At 73.7% G+C, this 16734-nt stretch carries 16 protein-coding genes; 5 read left to right on the forward strand and 11 right to left on the reverse strand.

All coding sequences use genetic code 11. The annotated features are described in order from the left end of the window. The 3 genes from ACWGH4_RS15340 to ACWGH4_RS15350 all read right to left on the reverse strand — a co-directional run. Window positions 1-805, reverse strand: an 805-nt coding sequence (locus ACWGH4_RS15340; protein ID WP_453460417.1) for a FecCD family ABC transporter permease, incomplete at its 3' end; no start/stop codon positions are given. Next, on the reverse strand, window positions 802-1773 hold the full coding sequence (locus tag ACWGH4_RS15345) for a FecCD family ABC transporter permease (RefSeq protein WP_453460419.1): 972 nt from the start codon (window positions 1771-1773) through the stop codon (window positions 802-804). The genes ACWGH4_RS15345 and ACWGH4_RS15340, both read right to left, overlap by 4 nt. After that, on the reverse strand, window positions 1770-2750 hold the full coding sequence (locus ACWGH4_RS15350) for an ABC transporter substrate-binding protein (RefSeq protein ID WP_453460422.1): 981 nt from the start codon (window positions 2748-2750) through the stop codon (window positions 1770-1772). Before ACWGH4_RS15350 ends, ACWGH4_RS15345 begins: the two co-directional genes overlap by 4 nt. A gap of 120 nt (window positions 2751-2870) precedes the next feature. Here ACWGH4_RS15350 and ACWGH4_RS15355 point away from each other — a divergent pair, with 120 nt between their 5' ends. The 3 genes from ACWGH4_RS15355 to ACWGH4_RS15365 all read left to right on the forward strand — a co-directional run bounded on the left by ACWGH4_RS15355 (window position 2871) and on the right by ACWGH4_RS15365 (window position 5568). Beyond that, the gene (locus tag ACWGH4_RS15355; RefSeq protein WP_453460425.1) at window positions 2871-4139 is read left to right on the forward strand and encodes a hypothetical protein; all 1269 of its coding nucleotides are present in this window, start codon (window positions 2871-2873) and stop codon (window positions 4137-4139) included. Window positions 4140-4255: 116 nt separating this feature from the next. Then, window positions 4256-5053: a hypothetical protein gene (locus ACWGH4_RS15360; protein ID WP_453460428.1), complete on the forward strand. Its 798-nt coding sequence runs from the start codon at window positions 4256-4258 to the stop codon at window positions 5051-5053. Then, a complete protein-coding gene (locus ACWGH4_RS15365; protein WP_453460431.1) occupies window positions 5050-5568 on the forward strand; it encodes a protein-tyrosine phosphatase family protein in 519 nt (172 codons plus the stop codon). The genes ACWGH4_RS15360 and ACWGH4_RS15365 overlap by 4 nt, the downstream gene beginning before the upstream one ends. On the opposite strand, the gene ACWGH4_RS15370 is transcribed toward ACWGH4_RS15365, so the two are convergent. The 5 genes from ACWGH4_RS15370 to ACWGH4_RS15390 all read right to left on the reverse strand — a co-directional run bounded on the left by ACWGH4_RS15370 (window position 5569) and on the right by ACWGH4_RS15390 (window position 10572). Continuing rightward, a complete protein-coding gene (locus ACWGH4_RS15370) occupies window positions 5569-5937 on the reverse strand; it encodes a hypothetical protein (protein WP_441261382.1) in 369 nt (122 codons plus the stop codon). A gap of 205 nt (window positions 5938-6142) precedes the next feature. Beyond that, window positions 6143-7063 (reverse strand): RNA polymerase sigma-70 factor, encoded by a 921-nt coding sequence (locus ACWGH4_RS15375; RefSeq protein ID WP_453460434.1) that lies wholly within the window; start codon window positions 7061-7063, stop codon window positions 6143-6145. Next, complete coding sequence (locus ACWGH4_RS15380; protein ID WP_453460437.1) at window positions 7060-8265, reverse strand: NAD(P)/FAD-dependent oxidoreductase; 1206 nt, start codon at window positions 8263-8265, stop codon at window positions 7060-7062. Before ACWGH4_RS15380 ends, ACWGH4_RS15375 begins: the two co-directional genes overlap by 4 nt. Window positions 8266-8589: 324 nt before the next feature. Further along, window positions 8590-9780 (reverse strand): hypothetical protein, encoded by a 1191-nt coding sequence (locus ACWGH4_RS15385; protein WP_453460440.1) that lies wholly within the window; start codon window positions 9778-9780, stop codon window positions 8590-8592. 30 nt (window positions 9781-9810) lie between these two features. After that, window positions 9811-10572, reverse strand: coding sequence for a GntR family transcriptional regulator (locus ACWGH4_RS15390; RefSeq protein WP_453460443.1), 762 nt, complete (start codon window positions 10570-10572; stop codon window positions 9811-9813). 147 nt (window positions 10573-10719) lie between these two features. Here ACWGH4_RS15390 and ACWGH4_RS15395 point away from each other — a divergent pair, with 147 nt between their 5' ends. Then, window positions 10720-11565 (forward strand): (2Fe-2S)-binding protein, encoded by an 846-nt coding sequence (locus ACWGH4_RS15395; protein ID WP_453460446.1) that lies wholly within the window; start codon window positions 10720-10722, stop codon window positions 11563-11565. 196 nt (window positions 11566-11761) lie between these two features. Then, window positions 11762-12832 (forward strand): DUF2637 domain-containing protein, encoded by a 1071-nt coding sequence (locus ACWGH4_RS15400; RefSeq protein ID WP_441261376.1) that lies wholly within the window; start codon window positions 11762-11764, stop codon window positions 12830-12832. A 114-nt stretch (window positions 12833-12946) separates the two neighbouring features. On the opposite strand, the gene ACWGH4_RS15405 is transcribed toward ACWGH4_RS15400, so the two are convergent. The 3 genes from ACWGH4_RS15405 to ACWGH4_RS15415 form a co-directional block, all read right to left on the reverse strand. Further along, entirely contained in the window at window positions 12947-13378 is a 432-nt protein-coding gene (locus ACWGH4_RS15405) for an ATP-binding protein (RefSeq protein ID WP_441261375.1), read from the reverse strand. 311 nt (window positions 13379-13689) lie between these two features. Then, window positions 13690-15432, reverse strand: a complete 1743-nt coding sequence (locus ACWGH4_RS15410; protein ID WP_453460451.1) for a pyruvate dehydrogenase — start codon at window positions 15430-15432, stop codon at window positions 13690-13692. Between the two features lie 135 nt (window positions 15433-15567). Continuing rightward, window positions 15568-16734 (reverse strand): protein phosphatase 2C domain-containing protein (locus tag ACWGH4_RS15415; RefSeq protein ID WP_453460454.1); only part of this gene is annotated, 1167 nt, incomplete at its 5' end.

Below are 16734 nucleotides of genomic sequence, written 5' to 3' on the forward strand. Positions count from 1 at the left end.
GGTGGGGGACGAGGAGTCCGACGAAGCCGAGGGCGCCGACGGCGGAGACCGCGCCCGCCGTGAGCGCTACGGCGCAGCCGAGCGCCGTGGCGCGGGCCCGGCCGGTGGCGAGACCCGCCGCGGCGGCCTGTTCGTCGCCGCAGCGCAGCAGTGTCAGCGGCCCGGCCATGACCCAGGCGGCGATCGCCCAGGCCGCCGCCCACGGCCACAGCAGGACCCAGTGCTCCCACACGCGGCCCTCGGCGGAGCCCACCAGCCACTGGACGACGCTGCCGAGTTCGCCGGGCGCGACGAGCAGGACCATCGCCGTGAGCCCGGAGAGGACCGCCGAGACGAGGACTCCGTGGACGGCCGTCCGCGCCGGGTCGGACTTCTCGCGGCCGGTCAGCAGCCACAGCAGCCCGGCGCCCGCGAATCCGCCGATGCAGGCGGCGACGACCACGGCCGCGGGTGAGCGCCACCCCGCCAGTCCGAGACCCGTCGCGGTCACGGCGCCGAGCACCGCGCCGGGGGTGACGCCGGTGACCTCCGGGCCGGCGAGCGGGTTGCGCAGGGCGGACTGGAGGACCATGCCCGCGAGTCCGAGGCTGGCGCCCGCGGCCAGCGCGACGAGGGTCCTGGGCAGTCTGAGCCGGAGCACGATGTGACGTGCCGCCGGGTCGCCGTCGCCGCCGAGCACCTGCCACACGTCCCTGGCGTCCAGCGACCGCCCGGCGACCAGGTCGGCGCAGCCCACGGCGAGGACGAGCAGCGCGGCCACGACGAGCGGCCACCGCCGGGCGGTGAGGGGTGCGAGTGCGCTCACGCCAGGGCCGCCTTCCTCTTCATGAGGGCGACCCCGGCCGGCACACCGAGGAGCGCCGTCCAGGCGCCGACGGGTGTCTCGACGGGTGCCAGCGCCAACCGGGCGGGGAGGTCCGCGCAGGCGACGACGAGCGCGCCGCACACCGCCGACCACGGCAGCCAACGCACGGCGTCGCCCCGCGGGTCGAGCCGCCGGGCCAGGTGGGGTGCGAGAAAGCCGACCCAGGCGACGGGTCCGCAGACGGCGACGACCGGCGCGATCAGCACGACGGCGATGGCGAGGGCGGCGAACCTGGCCCGTCGCACCCGTACGCCGAGCGCCCGGGCGTCGTCGTCGCCGAGCCGCAGCACCGACAGCACCGGCGCGCAGAGCACCAGCGCGGGGACGGCTGCCACGAGCCACGGCCAGAGCCCGGTGACGTCCTGCCAGGTCCGCGCGGAGAGACTGCCCAGCAGATAGCGGTAGATGAGCTGGAGGTCGAGCTGGTCGGCCAGCACCATCAGGACCAGCAGCGCCGCCTGGAGCGCCGCCGCGACCGCGGCGCCGGTGAGCAGGACCGCCGAGGGGCTGCGCCCGAATCCTGCGGCGATCAGGGTCAGTACGCCCCCGACCGCGGCTCCGCCGACGGCGAGCAGCGGCTGTACGGCCAGGGGCACGGAGAGGGCGAGGACGAGGGGCGCGGCGACGCCGAGTGCCGCGCCGGAGGAGACGCCGAGCATCTCGGGCACGGCGAGCGGATTGCGCAGCGCCTCCTGGAGGACCAGGCCGGCTGCGCCCAGGCAGGCTCCGGCGACGAGCGCCAGGACGAGCCGGGGCAGCCGCAGTTCGGTGACGACGAGGCCGGCGAGCCCGTCGCCGCCGAGGGCGGCGGGCAGTCCGAGCAGCGGTACGTACGGCGTGCCGAGGGACAGCGCGCACAGCACCGCCGCCGTCAGCAGTCCGCCGGCGGCGGCGATCCGGCGCTTCACCGCAGCTTGGCCGTGGCCTCGTCGAGGACGATGCTCAGGGACCGGGTGCCGCGCCCCTTGGCCCACACCTCGGGATCGACCTCGTACACCTTGCCGTTCTTGACGGCGGGGATCTGCGACCAGAGCGGGTTCTTGGCGAGCCGGTCGGACAGCTTGCCCTCGGAGGGCCCGCCGAAGGACAGCGTCTCGACGAAGAGGACGTCGACGTCGCGCGCCAGGATCTCCTCCATGCTGTAGGAGCCTTCGACGCCACGGCTCTGCCACGGGTAGTGGGAGATGCCGGGGAACAGTCCGGCGGCGACGTCGGTGCCGGGGGTGGCGACGCCGAAGTTCTCGTCGCTCCCGAAGATGATCAGTGAGGTGCTGTCGCTCTTCGCGGTCCGTGCGTCGGCGAGTTTCTGCCGGAAGGCGACCTCGGCCTTCTCGCCCTGCTCCGTACGTCCGGTCAGGGCCGCCAGGTCGCGCAGGTATCCGACGCTGTCCTCCCACGCGCGGGGCTGCACGGGCCAGAAGACGGTGGCGCCCTTCAGCGCGGGGGCCAGCTTGCCGTGGGTGTCCTCGAGACCGATGACGAGATCCGGCTCGTGCGACAGGATCGCCTCCGCCTCGGGGCTGATGAACCCGCCGGGGACGACGGGGATCCCCGCGGCCTCCTTCTCGCCGAGGAACTCCTTACGGGCCAGCAGCTGCGAGTTGGTCGCCACGGGCCGCATGCCGAGTTCGGCGAGCATGTCGTCGCAGAGGGCCACGAGGCACACGACCCGCTCGGGCGGGGCGGGCGTCGTGACGGTGACGCCCGCGGCGTCGGTGATCTTCCGTGCCGGGGTGATGGGTTCGGCCCGTACGTCGACCGCCGGCGCCGTGCCGTCCGGCTTGTCGCCGGCCTCCTCGGCGGGTGCCCCGCAGCCCGCCAGCAGGGTTCCCAGGACAGCGGCGGCTGCCCATCGGCGGACGGTCCTCATCGCTCTGCGCGGCATCGCATCTCTTTCGTTTCGGCTCGGCCGGACGGGTGACCCGGCATCATTTCTACATGATAATCATTACCAACAACACCGTCCGACCGCGGCCCCCGCGACCGCCGACTCCCGGAGACCGCCGTGTCCGTGAACCCTGCCCCCGCCTCTCCTCGCCTGCTCGTCGCCGACCAAGTCGCGGGCGCCGTATACGTGTTGAGCCTTCCGGACGGGCGGGAGACCGGCCGCGTCGAAGGGCGCCACCTCGCCGAGCACGCCGGCTTCCTCGCCCTGCCCGGCGGCCGTACCGCGTTCGTCGACGACCTCGCGGGCGAGCTCGTCGTCCTCGACCCGTACGGCCCGGACACGGGGCGGCCGCTGACGGCGGCGACCGTGCCCGTGGCCGTTCCCGCAGAGCATCTCGCCGCCGATCCGACCGGGCGACTGCTCGCCGTCACCACCGGACTCGGCCGCAACTGGGAGGCGTGGAGCGACCTGCTGACAGCGGTGGACCTCGGCGCACCGGGCGGCCCGCGATCGGTGCGGGTCCGCACCCGTACGGGCGAGCCCGGCGTCACCGTCCTCGGTGGCCCCGCCGAGGAGGACGCGCTCGTCGTACTGCGCCACCGGGAACCGGGCTCGTTCACCGCCTACCGGCACGCCGACCTGATGAGCGCCGCGCCGGCCTGCCCGCCCGCCGTACCCGCGGCCGAACTGCCGCTCGCCGACGACGACGGGCACGGCGACGCCCACGACCCCCTCTCCGGGCGGCTGTTCGCGGCCACCGGCTCCGGCGTCCGGCGCGCCCGCCGCGACGGCGGCGCCCTGGTGGCGGAGGAGCCGCTGCCGTGGGCCGGCGCGGGGCGCGGGTACTACCTGCGTCTCGATCCGGCGCGCCGGACGCTCTGGTCGTGCGTACGGGGCGGGCCCGCCGACCCGGGCCGCTGGCCGGAGTGGACCAACGACGCCTGGTGGCACTCGCTGGAGCACGACACCACCGGGCGCCTTCCGCTCGGCCCCGGGCTGGTCTTCCGTCTCGCCGTCGCCGCGCGCCGCACCGCGTACGCCCGGGTGCACCCCGACGGCGACGAACTCGTCCTCGTCACGACGGACTCGGACTCCCCCGCCGTCGCCGCCCGGCTGCCGCTGCCCGCGATGGACGGCGCGCCCCGGCCCGGCGGCACACCGTGGGACGGGGTACAGCGCCGGGCGGTCGCCGCGTCACCCGGATCATCGCTCGTCGCCGTCACCCGTGGGGGTCATGGAGAGATCCACTTGGTTGACGCCGACGCGGCCCCTGGCGCATCCCCCCTGGTGACGACCTTGAAGGTGCCCACACCGCTCAACGACGGGGGCCATCTCGCCCTGATCTCCCCCGGCGACGGCGCCCATGGCGACCCGGTCGGCCGCTGAAAGATTGTGAATTGATTCACCTGAACCCTTGGCCAGGCGTGCGGATCCGTGCTGAGATGCCGTCTGACTCAACAGCTCGATGGCGTGCTCGGGGAGGGCAAGTGGCGCATACCGCCATGTCTGGTTCCGGAACCACAGCAGGTGACGATCCACTCCAGACCGCGGTATGGCGGCTGCGTTCGCGCGGCTGTTGGACCGATGCGGCGGCGCTGCTCGCGCCCCGAGCCGCGGACCCCGCGGCTGCACTGGAGCGGGCCGGACTGCTCGTGGAGCGCTGCCTGTTCACCTGCGAGGGCTGGGCGGAGGCCGAGGACGCGCTGCGCACGGCGGAAGCCGTCGCCCGCGACGACGAGGAACGCGGCGGCGCCGCGAGCGAGCGCGGCCGGCTGGCCTACGCGGCGACCCGCCTCGGCGTACGGGACCGGGCCGACGAGGCCCGCTCCGCTCTCGGCAGGGCGACCGCGCTCCTCTCCCCCGCCTCACCGAGACGCCCGCTGCTCGACTTCCGGCGCGGCCTGGTCTCCGAGCACATCGCGGACGCGCCGCAGGCGGCCCTCGCCGCCTACCAGCGGGCCCACGCCGGCGCGAAGGCGCAGAACGACCCGCTGCTGCTGTCGTTCACCTGGCAGCAGCAGGCCGGACTCGCCCTCAGGGACGGCGAGTTGACGCAGGCCCGGCACGGCTTCTCCGAGTGCCTGCGCATCCGGGAGGACCTCGGCTATCTGATCGGCACCGCGCCCGCGCTCGCCGGGCTCGCGGACTGCGAACCGGAGCCCGAGGCGGGCCGCCTGCGTTCCGAGGCGCGCAGGCTGTTCCGGCTGCTGGGCGGCGTGCCGGTGTGGCTGGGCTCGCAGTTGTCGCCCGTGGTGCCTCCACAGCCCTCCGTGGCCGAGCCCGAGCCCGCGGGCCAGTGAGGACCCGCCGCAGGGAGGGCGACGTCCCCGAGCCGCGCAGCCGGTGGGACGAGATCACGACCGGCCTGTGGGTCGGCGGTCACGTCTGGGCGGACACCGCGGGCCGGCACCAGGACGTCGTGGTCGCCGACGAGTTCGACGTCGTGATCAGCCTCTACACCCGCGAGGGCCACGGCCCCGACGAGGGCGTGGAGCATCATGTCGTCCCCATCCCCGACGACTGGCTGACCGCCGACGAGATCGACCGCGTGCGCCGGGTGGCGCTGACGGCCGCCGACGCCGTACGGGCGGGACGCCGGGTGCTGGTGCGCTGCTACTCCGGCTACAACCGCGCCGGCCTGGTGGCCGCTCAGACCCTCATGGAACTGGGACACGACGCGGAGGGCGCCATCGACCGGGTCAGGCTACGGCGTTCGCCGTGGGCACTGCACAACGCGGCGTTCGAGCAGTACCTGCTCACCGGACTGGACATCGCCTCGCTGCTGTCCAGACTGGAGCCACCGCCCGCGAGCTGATCACGTCACCCAGGCGAGGACCCGCTGCGGATTCATGGCGAGCAGCACCAGGACGACCACGACGCCCGCCCAGACGAATCCGCGCACCCTGCGGCGCGGCTTCACCGCCTGCGGCCGGCCGGGCCACTCCCGCCACCCGGCGGGCCGGGACTCCACGGGCTTCCCCCGGCGTGCCCAGCGCCGCAGCCGCCCCTGTCGCCGGGCGGCTTCCTCGTCGGCGCGTCGCAGCCGTTCGGTGACCATCCGCGCCCTGGCGGACGGCTCCTTGGGCGCGGCCAGCCGCGCGGGCCCCTCGCTCTCGAGCTGGAACCTCGCCCACTCCTCGTCGGATATGGACGACTCCGGCACCTCCGGAGATTCCGCGGTCATGTCGGCCCCCACCCTGTCGGACAACTCGAACGGACACACTAATACAGCCTGGCCGACGCTCAGTTGGGAGGATGTCCGGGGCTCGTGGAGCGTCCATGCCGGATCGTGCGCCGACCCTTCACCGGCCCTGGTACGCGGCTGACGGGGCGTCGGCGGGCGGACGGTCCGAGCCGTCCCGCCCGGCGGCCGCATGCCGTGCCGGCGCTCACCGCGCTCCGAGGTCGTGAGCGGTGCCGTCGGCGACGGCCCGGAGCTTGTCCGGGTTGGCCACGTTGTGGATGGCGGTGATACGACCGTCGGCGTCGAAGTCGAAGGTGACGGTGGCGATCACGCGTCCCGGCCCGCTGAACACGATGCCCGGTGCACCGTTGATCCCGACGAGTTCGGCCTTCATGTCGGCAGGCGCGACGCCCTGGTAGGTGACGGTGCCGATGGCCGCGAACCAGGCGGCCACCGTGGCGGCGCCGACGACCGGGCGCAGGGCCTGACGGACCTTGCCGCCGCCGTCGGTCCACAGGGTGACGTCCGGGGAGAGCAGTTCCATCAGGGCGTTGACGTCCCCACCGGTCGCGGCGGCGAAGAACCGCTCGGTGGCTTCGCGCTGCCGTGACCGGTCGGCGGCGAAGCGCGGCCGCCGGGCCCGCACGTGCTCGCGGGCCCGGTGCGCGGCCTGTCGCACCGCGGCTTCGGAACGCTCCACGGCCTCGGCGATCTCGGCATGGCTGAAGTCGAAGACCTCCTTCAGCACGAACACCGCGCGTTCCAGCGGGCTGAGCGTCTCCAGCACCACCAGCATGGCCATCGACACCGACTCGGCGTCGGTGACGGCCTCGGCGGCATCCCCGCCGGTGAGGACGGGCTCCGGCAGCCACGGCCCCGCATAGGTCTCCCGCTTGTGCCGGGCGGAACGCAGCCGTTCCAGCGCCAGGTTGGAGACGATGCGCGTCAGGTACGCCTTGGGGTCGGCCACCTGCGAGCGGTCCCCGGAGGACCACTTGATCCAGGCGTCCTGGACCGCGTCCTCGGCATCGGCCGCGCTGCCGAGGAGGCGGTAGGCCACGGAGAACAGCAACCGCCGGTGCTCGTGGAACACCTGGTGGTCCGGATGAGCGGACACGTCTGTCACTTGGCCCCCCGGACCCGGGTGAAGCGGCCCCCGCGGGGCCAGAACGCGCCCGAGGCGGGCATCTTCTTCATACGGCCGTACGTCGGCCAGGGCGAGGCGGTCACCGTCTCCTTGTACCGGACGGCCAGGCGACCCGTCAGGCAGATCCGGCGCGGGCTGTCGTCGGGCCGTGTGAACTGAACCACCGCGTCACCGCGCCCCAGGCTCACCGGCGTGTGGTAGTAGCCGAAACGGAACGACTTGGGCTGCTTCCCCCTGAGCACCCGGTCGATCGACAGTGCGGCGTGCACCCCGGTCGGCATGCCGCCCTGGCAGGTGCCGTGCATGACGCCGTACCCCTGGCGGATCGCGGCCGCGTCGCCGATCGCGTACACCTCGGGGTGGGACACCGACCGCAGCGCGGCGTCGGTGAGGATGCGTCCGTGCTCGTCGACGGCCAGCCCGGCGGCGGCCGCCAGGGGCGAGGTCCGCGTGCCGCTCGTCCACAGGACCGCGTCGGCCGTGATGCTCTCCCCGCCCGCCGACTCCACGGCGTCGGGCAGTACCTTCACCACCTCGACGCCGGCGCGCACCCGGACGCCCAGCCGGTCGAGCGCGGCGCGCAGATACGCCCTCGCCCTCGGGTTCATGGCCGCACCGGGCTCCTGCCGCCCCAGCAGCACCACGCTCAGCCGCGGGTGCCGCTCGGCGATCTCCGCTGCCGCCTCGACGCCGGTCAGCCCGCTGCCCGCGACCACCACCGTGCCGCTGCCGAGCCGCGCCAGCCGGCCGGCCAGCAGCTCGGCGTCCTGGGCGCTGCTCAGGGTGTACGCGTGGTCCTCGGCCCCCGGCACCGCCGAGGTGTCGGCGACCCCGCCCAGCCCGTACACCAGCGTGTCGTAGTGCAGGACCCGGTCGTCGTCGATCCGGACGGTCTTCGCTTCCGGGTCCACCGCCGTCACCCAGCCGCGCACGAACTGCGCACCTGTGCCCTCCAGCAGTTCGGGGATGCTCAGCTCCGCCGGCTGCTGCCCGGTCGCCGTCATGTGCAGCCGCATGCGCTCGGTGAACCGCTCCTGCGCGTTCACCAGGGTCACCCGTACGTCCTCGCGCCGCTTCACCCGGGCGGCGAGCTGGACGGCCGCGGCCGTCCCCGCGTATCCCGCCCCCAGGATCACCACGCGGTGCGCGGTCACCGTTCCGATCTCCTGCCGTGCGCTCATCGTTCCGTCCTCCTCGGCTCGCTTGCTGACGCCCACCAGATGGGAGCAGGCGGGCAGGACGTGACACGGACCGGATGTGATGCACGACACAGCCCGGAAACGGAGACCGCCGCACGGCGGTCGAAAAGGTCAGCGAAGCCGTCATGACGCGGGCCCCTCGGGCAACGGCCGCCAGGAAGTCTCCGGTCAAGCAGGCGACGGCCAGGACAGGTTCGGGACGTCACTCGTGCGCGGGGCCCATCCTCCGGCTCCGTACGAGACGGCGCGCCGCGCGGGCTCGGCGCACGGTCCGACAATGTCCCTCACCCGCTGTCCGCCTGCGGGTCAGCGGGGCCGAAGACGGATCAGGGTCTCTTCCGTGCCGACGCACAAGGCGCCTTCGGGCGTGACGGCGACGGCCCGGATCGCCGGACCCGGGCGGAACGTGAGCACGTCGCGCCTTCCCGGGCGGTGCAGTTCCGCCAAGCCGTCCGCCCAGGCGACCGCGAGGGCCGGCCCCTCGGGCGTCGGCCCCGTGTGCAGTGCGACGACCGGCGAGGGCCGCTGAGACACGGTCGAGCCGTGCCCGCCGCCCGCGGGCGACCAGGCGCGGACCGCGCCGTCCGTGCCGCCGGTCCGGACGGCGAGGGAGGGTGACGCGGTGGCCGCGAGAGCGGTGACACGGCCGGAGTGCAGGGCCGCCTGGTGGAGGCCGCCCGAGCCGAAGGCGTGGACCGAGCCCATGCGGTCGCCGACGAGCACGACGTCCGCCGCCGCGGAGAGGGCCGTGCCCGGATGTCGGGCGAGGGTGGCGGCGACGGCCTTCGTCAGCGCGGTCCCGGTGCCGCCGTGCCGGTGGAGCCGGCCGCGTTCGTCCAGGAGCAGGACCGTGTCCTGCCCCAGCACGGCGGCGGCCTTGACGCGGGTGGCCGTCGACTGCTGCCGGACACCGTCGGGAAGGACGCGGACCCCACCGCCCGGGTCGGCCACGACCAGCGCGCCCCCCGGCAGGACGGCCAGGGCGGCGACCGGGCCGGGCAGGACCCGTTCCAGGTGCCAGGGCGCCGCCGCGGCGGACCGGGCGAGTGCCTGCCGTACCCGCGGGTCGGCGTCCGGCGGAAGGGCGGTCTGCAGGACCAGGGCGCGCCGGGCCGGGTCCTGGTCGCGGATCAGCGACTGGCCGGCCCGCAGCCAGGCACCGCGCAGGCCGCCGCACTCGTCGTCGGCCGACTCGTATGCGGCGGTCACCCGTACGGGGTCGGCCGCGCAGACCGCTTCCGCGTCGGCCGTGTCCACGGGTTCGTCGTCACCGGGCTTCCTGGCAGGGGCCTGGTCGTCAGGAGCTTCCACGAGCACCCGTACGTGACCGAACTCCCGGAGCATGTCGGCCAGTTCCGCCACCTCGGCCGGATCGTGGCCCGCGCTGTCGAGCCGCACCGTGCGCGGCGGCCCCGCCAGCAGCGCGGACAGCAGTTCGGCGGGGGTGCCCGCCACGACGCCCAGCTGGTTCGCCACCGCCCACACCGTGCCGCGCACGTCGTCGTCCCTTCGGGTCCCGGGGCGCGCTCAGATGTCCGAGCCCGCGAAGTGCTCACGCACCAGCGCCTGGACCACCGGCAGGTCCTGGGCCGCCAGCGCTTCCAGCAGCGCCGTGTGTTCTGCCGCGTCGGCGACCAGGTCGGCGCGGCGGGTGGTGGGCGCGCCGCTGAGCGGCCACTGGGAACGCCGGTGGAGATCGTCCGCCACCGCCAGCAGTTGCTCGTTGCCCGCGAGGGCGAGGACCGCACGGTGGAACGCGCGGTCCGTCTCGGCGTAGCTCGCCCGGTCACCGGTCGCGGCCGCGGCAGCCGTCGCCTCTGCCAGCGGGCGCAGCGCGCTCCAGTGTTCGGCCGGGACCGTGCGGGCCAGCCGCAGCATCACCGGGACCTCGATCAGCGCGCGGACCTCCGCCAGTTCGGCCAGTTCGCGGGCGGTGCGCCGGGCGACGCGGAAGCCGCGGTTCGGCACGACCTCGACGGCGCCCTCCATGACCAGCTGCTGCATCGCCTCGCGCACCGGAGTCGCGGACACGCCGTAGCGCTCGCCGAGGACCGGGGCCGAGTAGACCTCGCCGGGGACGAGGTCGCCGTCGACCAGGGCCGTGCGCAGGGCGTGGAGGATCTGACCGCGCACCGAGTGACGCTGGACGGGACGGGGTGCCGGGGGCTCACTGTGGGTGTGCTCGCCGCGGACCTGTTCCAGGGCCGCTCCCGGGGCACCCTGCGCGGGCACGCGGACGGAGGCGTACGACTGCGGAACGGCGAGGTCACGCGCTCTGGCCTGCTCCACTCGGGTCCTCCTCCGGCAGTCCCGGCCCGGCTCGCCGATGCGGGGCCCTGAGTGCACGATAGGCGGCCGGGGCCACAGTTCAAACATCGAGATCATCGGGTAAGGTAAGGCTTACCTGCTAACGATCGCGATTCGGTGGTCCCCAGCATGACCGTTCCTGCACTGATGCCCGGCCTCACCTCACCGGTGACGGACGCCTATGCGCGCCTCGCCGAGGTCTTCCCCGGGCTGCGCGTGAAGGAACTCACGGACGAGGCACGAACGCCCGACGGCGCCGGCTGGGTCCGGGCGGCCGACCTGGCGGCCGGCGGCGCCCCGCTCGACGCCTTCCTCGCCTGGGACAACGCGCAGGTGCTCCAGGACTACGGACAGCAGGCCCGTCCCGACGTCGTCGCCAGCTTCGGTCTGCACCGCTACGCCTGGCCCGCATGCCTCCTGGTCACCGTTCCCTGGTTCCTGGTGCGCAGGGTGCCGCGGGTCCCGGTCGAGGACGTCGCCTTCCAGCGTGCGCTGGGTCACATGACGGTACGGATCCGGGAGTTCGTCTGCCTCCCGGACGACCCCGCCGCACAGCTGCCCGGCGCCCGCGTCGTACCGGACGAAGAGGCGCTGCGCCACGAGGTGCGCGCGGCCGTCGCCGAGCACATCGGACCGGTCCTCGACGGCTTCGGAGCCCGGATGCGCCGCGGCAAGCGGGCCCTGTGGGGGATGGCGACCGACGAGATCGTCGAGGGCCTGTGGTACATCGCCCACCTGCTCGGCGAGGAGCAGCGTGCGGTGGCGGAGCTCGAGCAGCTGCTGCCGGGTGCGACCAAGCCGTACGTGGGCACCGCCGGGTTCCGCGAGCTGACGGGTCCGAACGGCGAAGCGCTGCCGACCCGCGACCGGGCCAGCTGCTGCCTGTTCTACACGCTGCGGCCGGAGGACACCTGTGTCACCTGCCCGCGCACCTGCGACGCCGACCGGGTCGCCCGCCTTCAACAGACTGCGTGATTCCACGCCACCTTTTCGAGTGGCATGAATTCGAACGCAACTCCCTCTGTTCACGCGTCAGTTCGAGCAGATCGCACCTATTCGCGTACGGGACGGCCCCGTTGGCGTTCTCTTGCTCGGAAAGCCCCTGGGTGTCCCCCGCGTTCGGCCAATATGGCGGCCGAAACGCCCTACCGCGATGCAAGGGACACCGCACATGAGACTGACCGACATATCGCTGGACTGGCTGCTTCCGGGCGCCGTGATGATCCTGGGAGTCCTGGCGGCGGTGGCGGTGCTCGCGCGCGGCAAGCGCGCCGGTGACAAGGCCGCGGCCGATGACTCCTGGGAGCGCAGCGAGGAACGCCGCAGGCGCAAGGAGGCCGTCTACGGAACCGCCTCCTACGTACTCCTCTTCTGCTGCGCCGCCGTCGCGGCGGCACTCTCCTTCCACGGCCTGGTGGGCTTCGGCCGGCAGAACCTGAACCTGACCGGCGGCTGGGAGTACCTGGTGCCGTTCGGCCTCGACGGGGCGGCCATGTTCTGCTCCGTCCTCGCCGTGCGGGAGGCCAGCCACGGTGACGCCGCCCTCGGCTCCCGGCTCCTGGTGTGGACGTTCGCGGGCGCGGCTGCCTGGTTCAACTGGGTGCACGCGCCCAGGGGCCTCGACCACGCGGGCGCACCGCAGTTCTTCGCGGGCATGTCGCTGTCCGCCGCGGTCCTGTTCGACCGGGCGCTGAAGCAGACCCGCCGGGCCGCGCTGCGCGAGCAGGGGCTGGTGCCACGGCCGCTGCCGCAGATCCGGATCGTTCGGTGGCTGCGGGCGCCCAGGGAGACCTTCGCGGCCTGGTCGCTGATGCTCCTCGAGGGCGTGCGGACCCTGGACGAAGCGGTCGACGAGGTGCGCGAGGACCGGCGGCAGAAGCAGCAGAACCGGATGCGCCGACGCGACCGGGAGAAGCTGGAGCGCGCCCAGATCAGGGCCCTCAACAGGCAGCACCGCAGCTGGGGGCTGGGCCGGGCGGACCGAGGGGCGCAACTGCCCGCCCTCGGTCCGGCCACGGGCGGCTCCCAGCAGCCGGGCAGCTCGTCCTCGTCCGTCGTGGAGCCTGTCATAGCGGAGCCCGGACAACTGCCCCTGCGGGCCCGGCCGTCGCTCCAGGCACTGAAGCCGGCCGGTCCCGAACCGGTCACGGTCGACCTCACGGCCGAGGACGACACGCAGGCGCTGCCACGTCTCGACTCCCTGGAACGCAAACTCAAGCATCTGGAGCAGCAGTTCGGCTGACGCCGAGCCGGGAGCGGCCCCGCGGCGGACCCTGCCAGGCCCTCGGCAGGACGTTCGGCCGGGGTGTGCAACGGGAAGCCGCCGGCCGGCGGCCTCTGATTCAGGGGCCGCTGGTCAGGCCGCCCCCGCGTGCAGCTCGAACCAGATCACCTTGCCCACCCCTTTGGCCGTGCGCACGCCCCACGCGTCGGCCAGGCGCTCCACCAGGACCAGGCCCCTGCCACCCGTACCGAGGTCGGCGGTCGGTACGTCCCGCACGGGCAGCCCTGCCATGAAGTCCTGGACCTCCACATGGAGTCGTGAGTCCTCGACGGTGGCCGTCACCACCGCTCCGTGGTCGGTGTGTATCAAGGCGTTGGTCACCAACTCGCTGGCGAGCAGCTCGGCCACGTCTGCCGCGTCCGCCGTGCCGCCCTCCGCCCGCTCCGGCCACTTGCCCAGCAGGTCGCGTAACGCGTGCCGCACTTCGGGCACGGCCGTGAGATCGCCGTTGCCGAGTCTGCGATGCAGCCGGCCCCGGACCGCGCCCCCGTGACGTCCAGTCATCTTCCCCCACCCACATCGGAACGTGCCATGGCTTCGTAGCGTCACCGGATGCATGCCCCGCCCGGGGGACACCACTCATGCCGATTTCGTCAGTTCCTCGCCGGGAGGCCGATGTGTGGGGCCGCGCATCGCGGGAAGGGCGGTCGCCGCGAGTCGTTCACCTGCCCGCTGAGCGGCACGGACGCAGCGCCCGCCGGCCCGCACGCCGCCGACGCCATGCCGATGGCCGGACAAGCACGCTCCACCCGTTCTCGTTCTGGCGACCGGCGGCGCTGGACGGGCACTTGTCCGTGGCCATCGGCCTTGCGCCGTCAGGGCCTCGGCACGTTCCGCAGGTTCGAGCGGGCCATCTGCACCATCCGGCCCACCCCGCCGTCCAGCACGATCTTGCTGGCCGAAAGCGCGAATCCGGTCACCATCTCCGCGCTGATCTTCGGCGGGATGGAGAGCGCGTTCGGGTCGGTGACGACGTCGACCAGCGCCGGGCCCTTGTGCTTGAAGGCGTCCTTGAGCGCGCCCGCGAGCTGCTTGGGCTTCTCCACCCGCACCCCGTAGGCGCCGGCCGCGCGGGCGACCGCCGCGAAGTCCGGGTTGCGGTAGGAGGTGCCGAAGGACGGCAGCCCCGCGACCAGCATCTCCAACTCCACCATCGACAGTGACGAGTTGTTGAACAGTACGATCTTCACCGGCAGGTCGTACTGGACCAGGGTGAGGAAGTCGCCCATCAGCATGGTGAACCCACCGTCGCCCGACATGGCGACGACCTGCCGGTCACGGTCGACGAACTGGGCGCCGATGGCCTGCGGAAGGGCGTTCGCCATCGAGCCGTGGCTGAAGGAACCGATGATGCGACGGCGGCCGTTGGGTGAGATGTAGCGGGCGGCCCACACGTTGCACATGCCGGTGTCCACGGTGAACACGGCGTCATCGTCGGCCAGTTCGTCGAGGACGGCGGCGACGTACTCGGGATGGACGGGGACGTGCTTGTCGACCTTGCGGGTGTAGGCCTTGACCACGCCCTCCAGGGCGTCGGCGTGCTTCTTCAGCATTTTGTCCAGGAACCGGCGGTCCGTCTTGGCCCGGACCCTCGGAGTGAGACAGCGCAGGGTCTCGCGCACGTCGCCCCACACGGCGAGGTCCAGCTTGGAACGGCGGCCGAGATGCTCCGGCCTGACGTCGACCTGCGCGATCTTGACGTCGTCCGGGAGGAAGGCGTTGTACGGGAAGTCCGTGCCGAGCAGGAGCAGCAGATCGCACTCGTGGGTGGCCTCGTAGGCGGCGCCGTAGCCGAGCAGGCCGCTCATGCCCACGTCGTAGGGGTTGTCGTACTGGATCCACTCCTTGCCGCGGAGCGCATGACCGACGGGCGACTTGATGCGCTCCGCGAACTGCATGACCTCGGCGTGCGCGCCCGCCGTGCCGCTGCCGCAGAAGAGCGTGACGCGCTCGGCCTCGTCGATCATCCGGACCAGCTTGTCGATCTCCGCGTCGCCGGGGCGGGCGGTGGGGCGGGTCGTGACCAGCGCGTGCTCGATCGACTTCTCGGGCGCGGGGCGGTCCGCGATGTCGCCCGGCAGCGACACCACACTCACCCCGCCGCGGCCGACGGCGTGCTGGATCGCCGTCTGGAGCAGCCGGGGCATCTGCTGGGGACTCGAGATCAGCTCGCTGTAGTGGCTGCACTCGCGGAACAGCTGGTCGGGATGGGTCTCCTGGAAGTAGCCGAGTCCGATCTCGCTGGACGGGATGTGCGAGGCGAGAGCGAGGACGGGCGCCATGGAGCGGTGCGCGTCGTACAGGCCGTTGATGAGGTGCAGGTTGCCGGGCCCGCAGGAGCCGGCGCAGGCGGCCAGCCTGCCGGTGATCTGGGCCTCCGCGCCGGCCGCGAACGCCGCGACCTCCTCGTGTCTGACCTGGATCCAGTCGATGACCGCGGTGCGGCGGACGGCGTCGACGACGGGGTTGAGGCTGTCGCCGACGACGCCGTAGAGCCGCTGGACTCCGGCGCGGACGAGGATGTCGACGAACTGCTCCGCCACGTTCTTCCTGGCCATGGGGTGCGCGCCCTTTCTTCGTGGAGGTCCCGGACGTCTGCGGGACGTCCGCCCGGGCCTCTCCGTACGTCGGGGCCCGTCGCTCCATCAACCCATGGCCGGGCCGGTCGCGCCCGTGCGGTTACGCCTGCGCGGTCATGCCTCCCATACCGCCACGGCCGTCCGGTCGTCCGCGTAGCCCTTCACCCTGAGCTGTGTATCGGCGAGGAACTGGGCCATCCCGGGCGGCTGCGGACCGCGCCAGCGCTCGGCGAGCTCCTTCGCGAGCGCCGCCTCGCCGCGCACCGGGGCCGCGAGTCCCGGGCTGCAGAGCAGCAGCGTGTCGCCCGGGCGGGCCACCGAGGCACGGAAGCGGAACGGCTCGGCCACCGGGGGCGGCGGGGCCTCGATGTACGGCGCCGGACCCGTGGGGATGCCGAGGTCCATGGTGAGCCGGTCACCGTCGGGCGTGGCCTCCGGCACGGCGGATCCGAACCCGACGACGGGTGCGCCGGTGACGTCGGCCCGGTCGGGGACGGGCGGCTCGAGATCCTGCCAGGCGCCGTCACGCAGCCGGAAGAGTCCGCCGCCGCCGACGCCGAAGAAGACGCGGGTGCGGCAGGCGGGGTCGGCGGAGAGCAGCAGACACCGCAGTCCGGCCGTGTACGCCTCCGGCTCCACACCGAGTTCGGCGGCGCGGGCGCGGAGCCTGCCCAGGCTGCGGTCGGTGAGCCGGTGCAGTCCCGACTTGAGGTCCCCGCGCCGGCCGGCCCTTATGTCCTCGGCCAGCCGTGCGTGACTGCGGCCGACGGCACGGCCGATCCACCGGCAGGCGTCGGCGGCGGCGAGATGAGCGGTGTCCGAACCGCGGATCCCGCCGGCCACGGCGACGAGCACCAGCGCGGCGGGCCCGGTGCCGAACCGGGCGGTGAGCAGGGCGTCGCGGCGCGGCTCACCACGGAAGCGCGCGGAGTCGCCCCGCACGGAGGCGGCCCGCAGCGTGTACGTGCCGTACCTGGCGCCGTCGAGCACCGTGTCGGCGACGAGCTGGTCCAGCGTGTCCGCCTCGGCGGCGGGCAACGCGGTCGGCTCCGCGTCGTAGGTGGGCGGCCCGTCGCCGACGACGCCACCGCGGGGCGCCTGCGCGGGGACGACGGCCCGCGGCGCGGGTGAGGCGGGACCGCGTGGCGGCGTCCCGGCGCGCGCACCGCCCTCCCGGGAGGGCGGGCCTCCGGCGGCGGGCGGCGTCGAGGCGGGACCGTCGCCCCCGGCGGAGGCCGGGCTGCCGGCAGCGCGGGTGTCGGACGCGGGACCGGCCGGTCC

Source organism: Streptomyces sp. NPDC054847, assembly GCF_053610925.1.

Coding starts and splice junctions, on each gene's coding strand:
- ACWGH4_RS15410 (WP_453460451.1), bottom strand. CDS start 15,432: ATGGCCAGGAAGAACGTGGCGGAGCAGTTCGTCGACATCCTCGTCCGC.
- ACWGH4_RS15360 (WP_453460428.1), top strand. CDS start 4,256: ATGTCTGGTTCCGGAACCACAGCAGGTGACGATCCACTCCAGACCGCG.
- ACWGH4_RS15380 (WP_453460437.1), bottom strand. CDS start 8,265: ATGAGCGCACGGCAGGAGATCGGAACGGTGACCGCGCACCGCGTGGTG.
- ACWGH4_RS15405 (WP_441261375.1), bottom strand. CDS start 13,378: ATGACTGGACGTCACGGGGGCGCGGTCCGGGGCCGGCTGCATCGCAGA.
- ACWGH4_RS15400 (WP_441261376.1), top strand. CDS start 11,762: ATGAGACTGACCGACATATCGCTGGACTGGCTGCTTCCGGGCGCCGTG.
- ACWGH4_RS15350 (WP_453460422.1), bottom strand. CDS start 2,750: ATGCCGCGCAGAGCGATGAGGACCGTCCGCCGATGGGCAGCCGCCGCT.
- ACWGH4_RS15370 (WP_441261382.1), bottom strand. CDS start 5,937: ATGACCGCGGAATCTCCGGAGGTGCCGGAGTCGTCCATATCCGACGAG.
- ACWGH4_RS15395 (WP_453460446.1), top strand. CDS start 10,720: ATGACCGTTCCTGCACTGATGCCCGGCCTCACCTCACCGGTGACGGAC.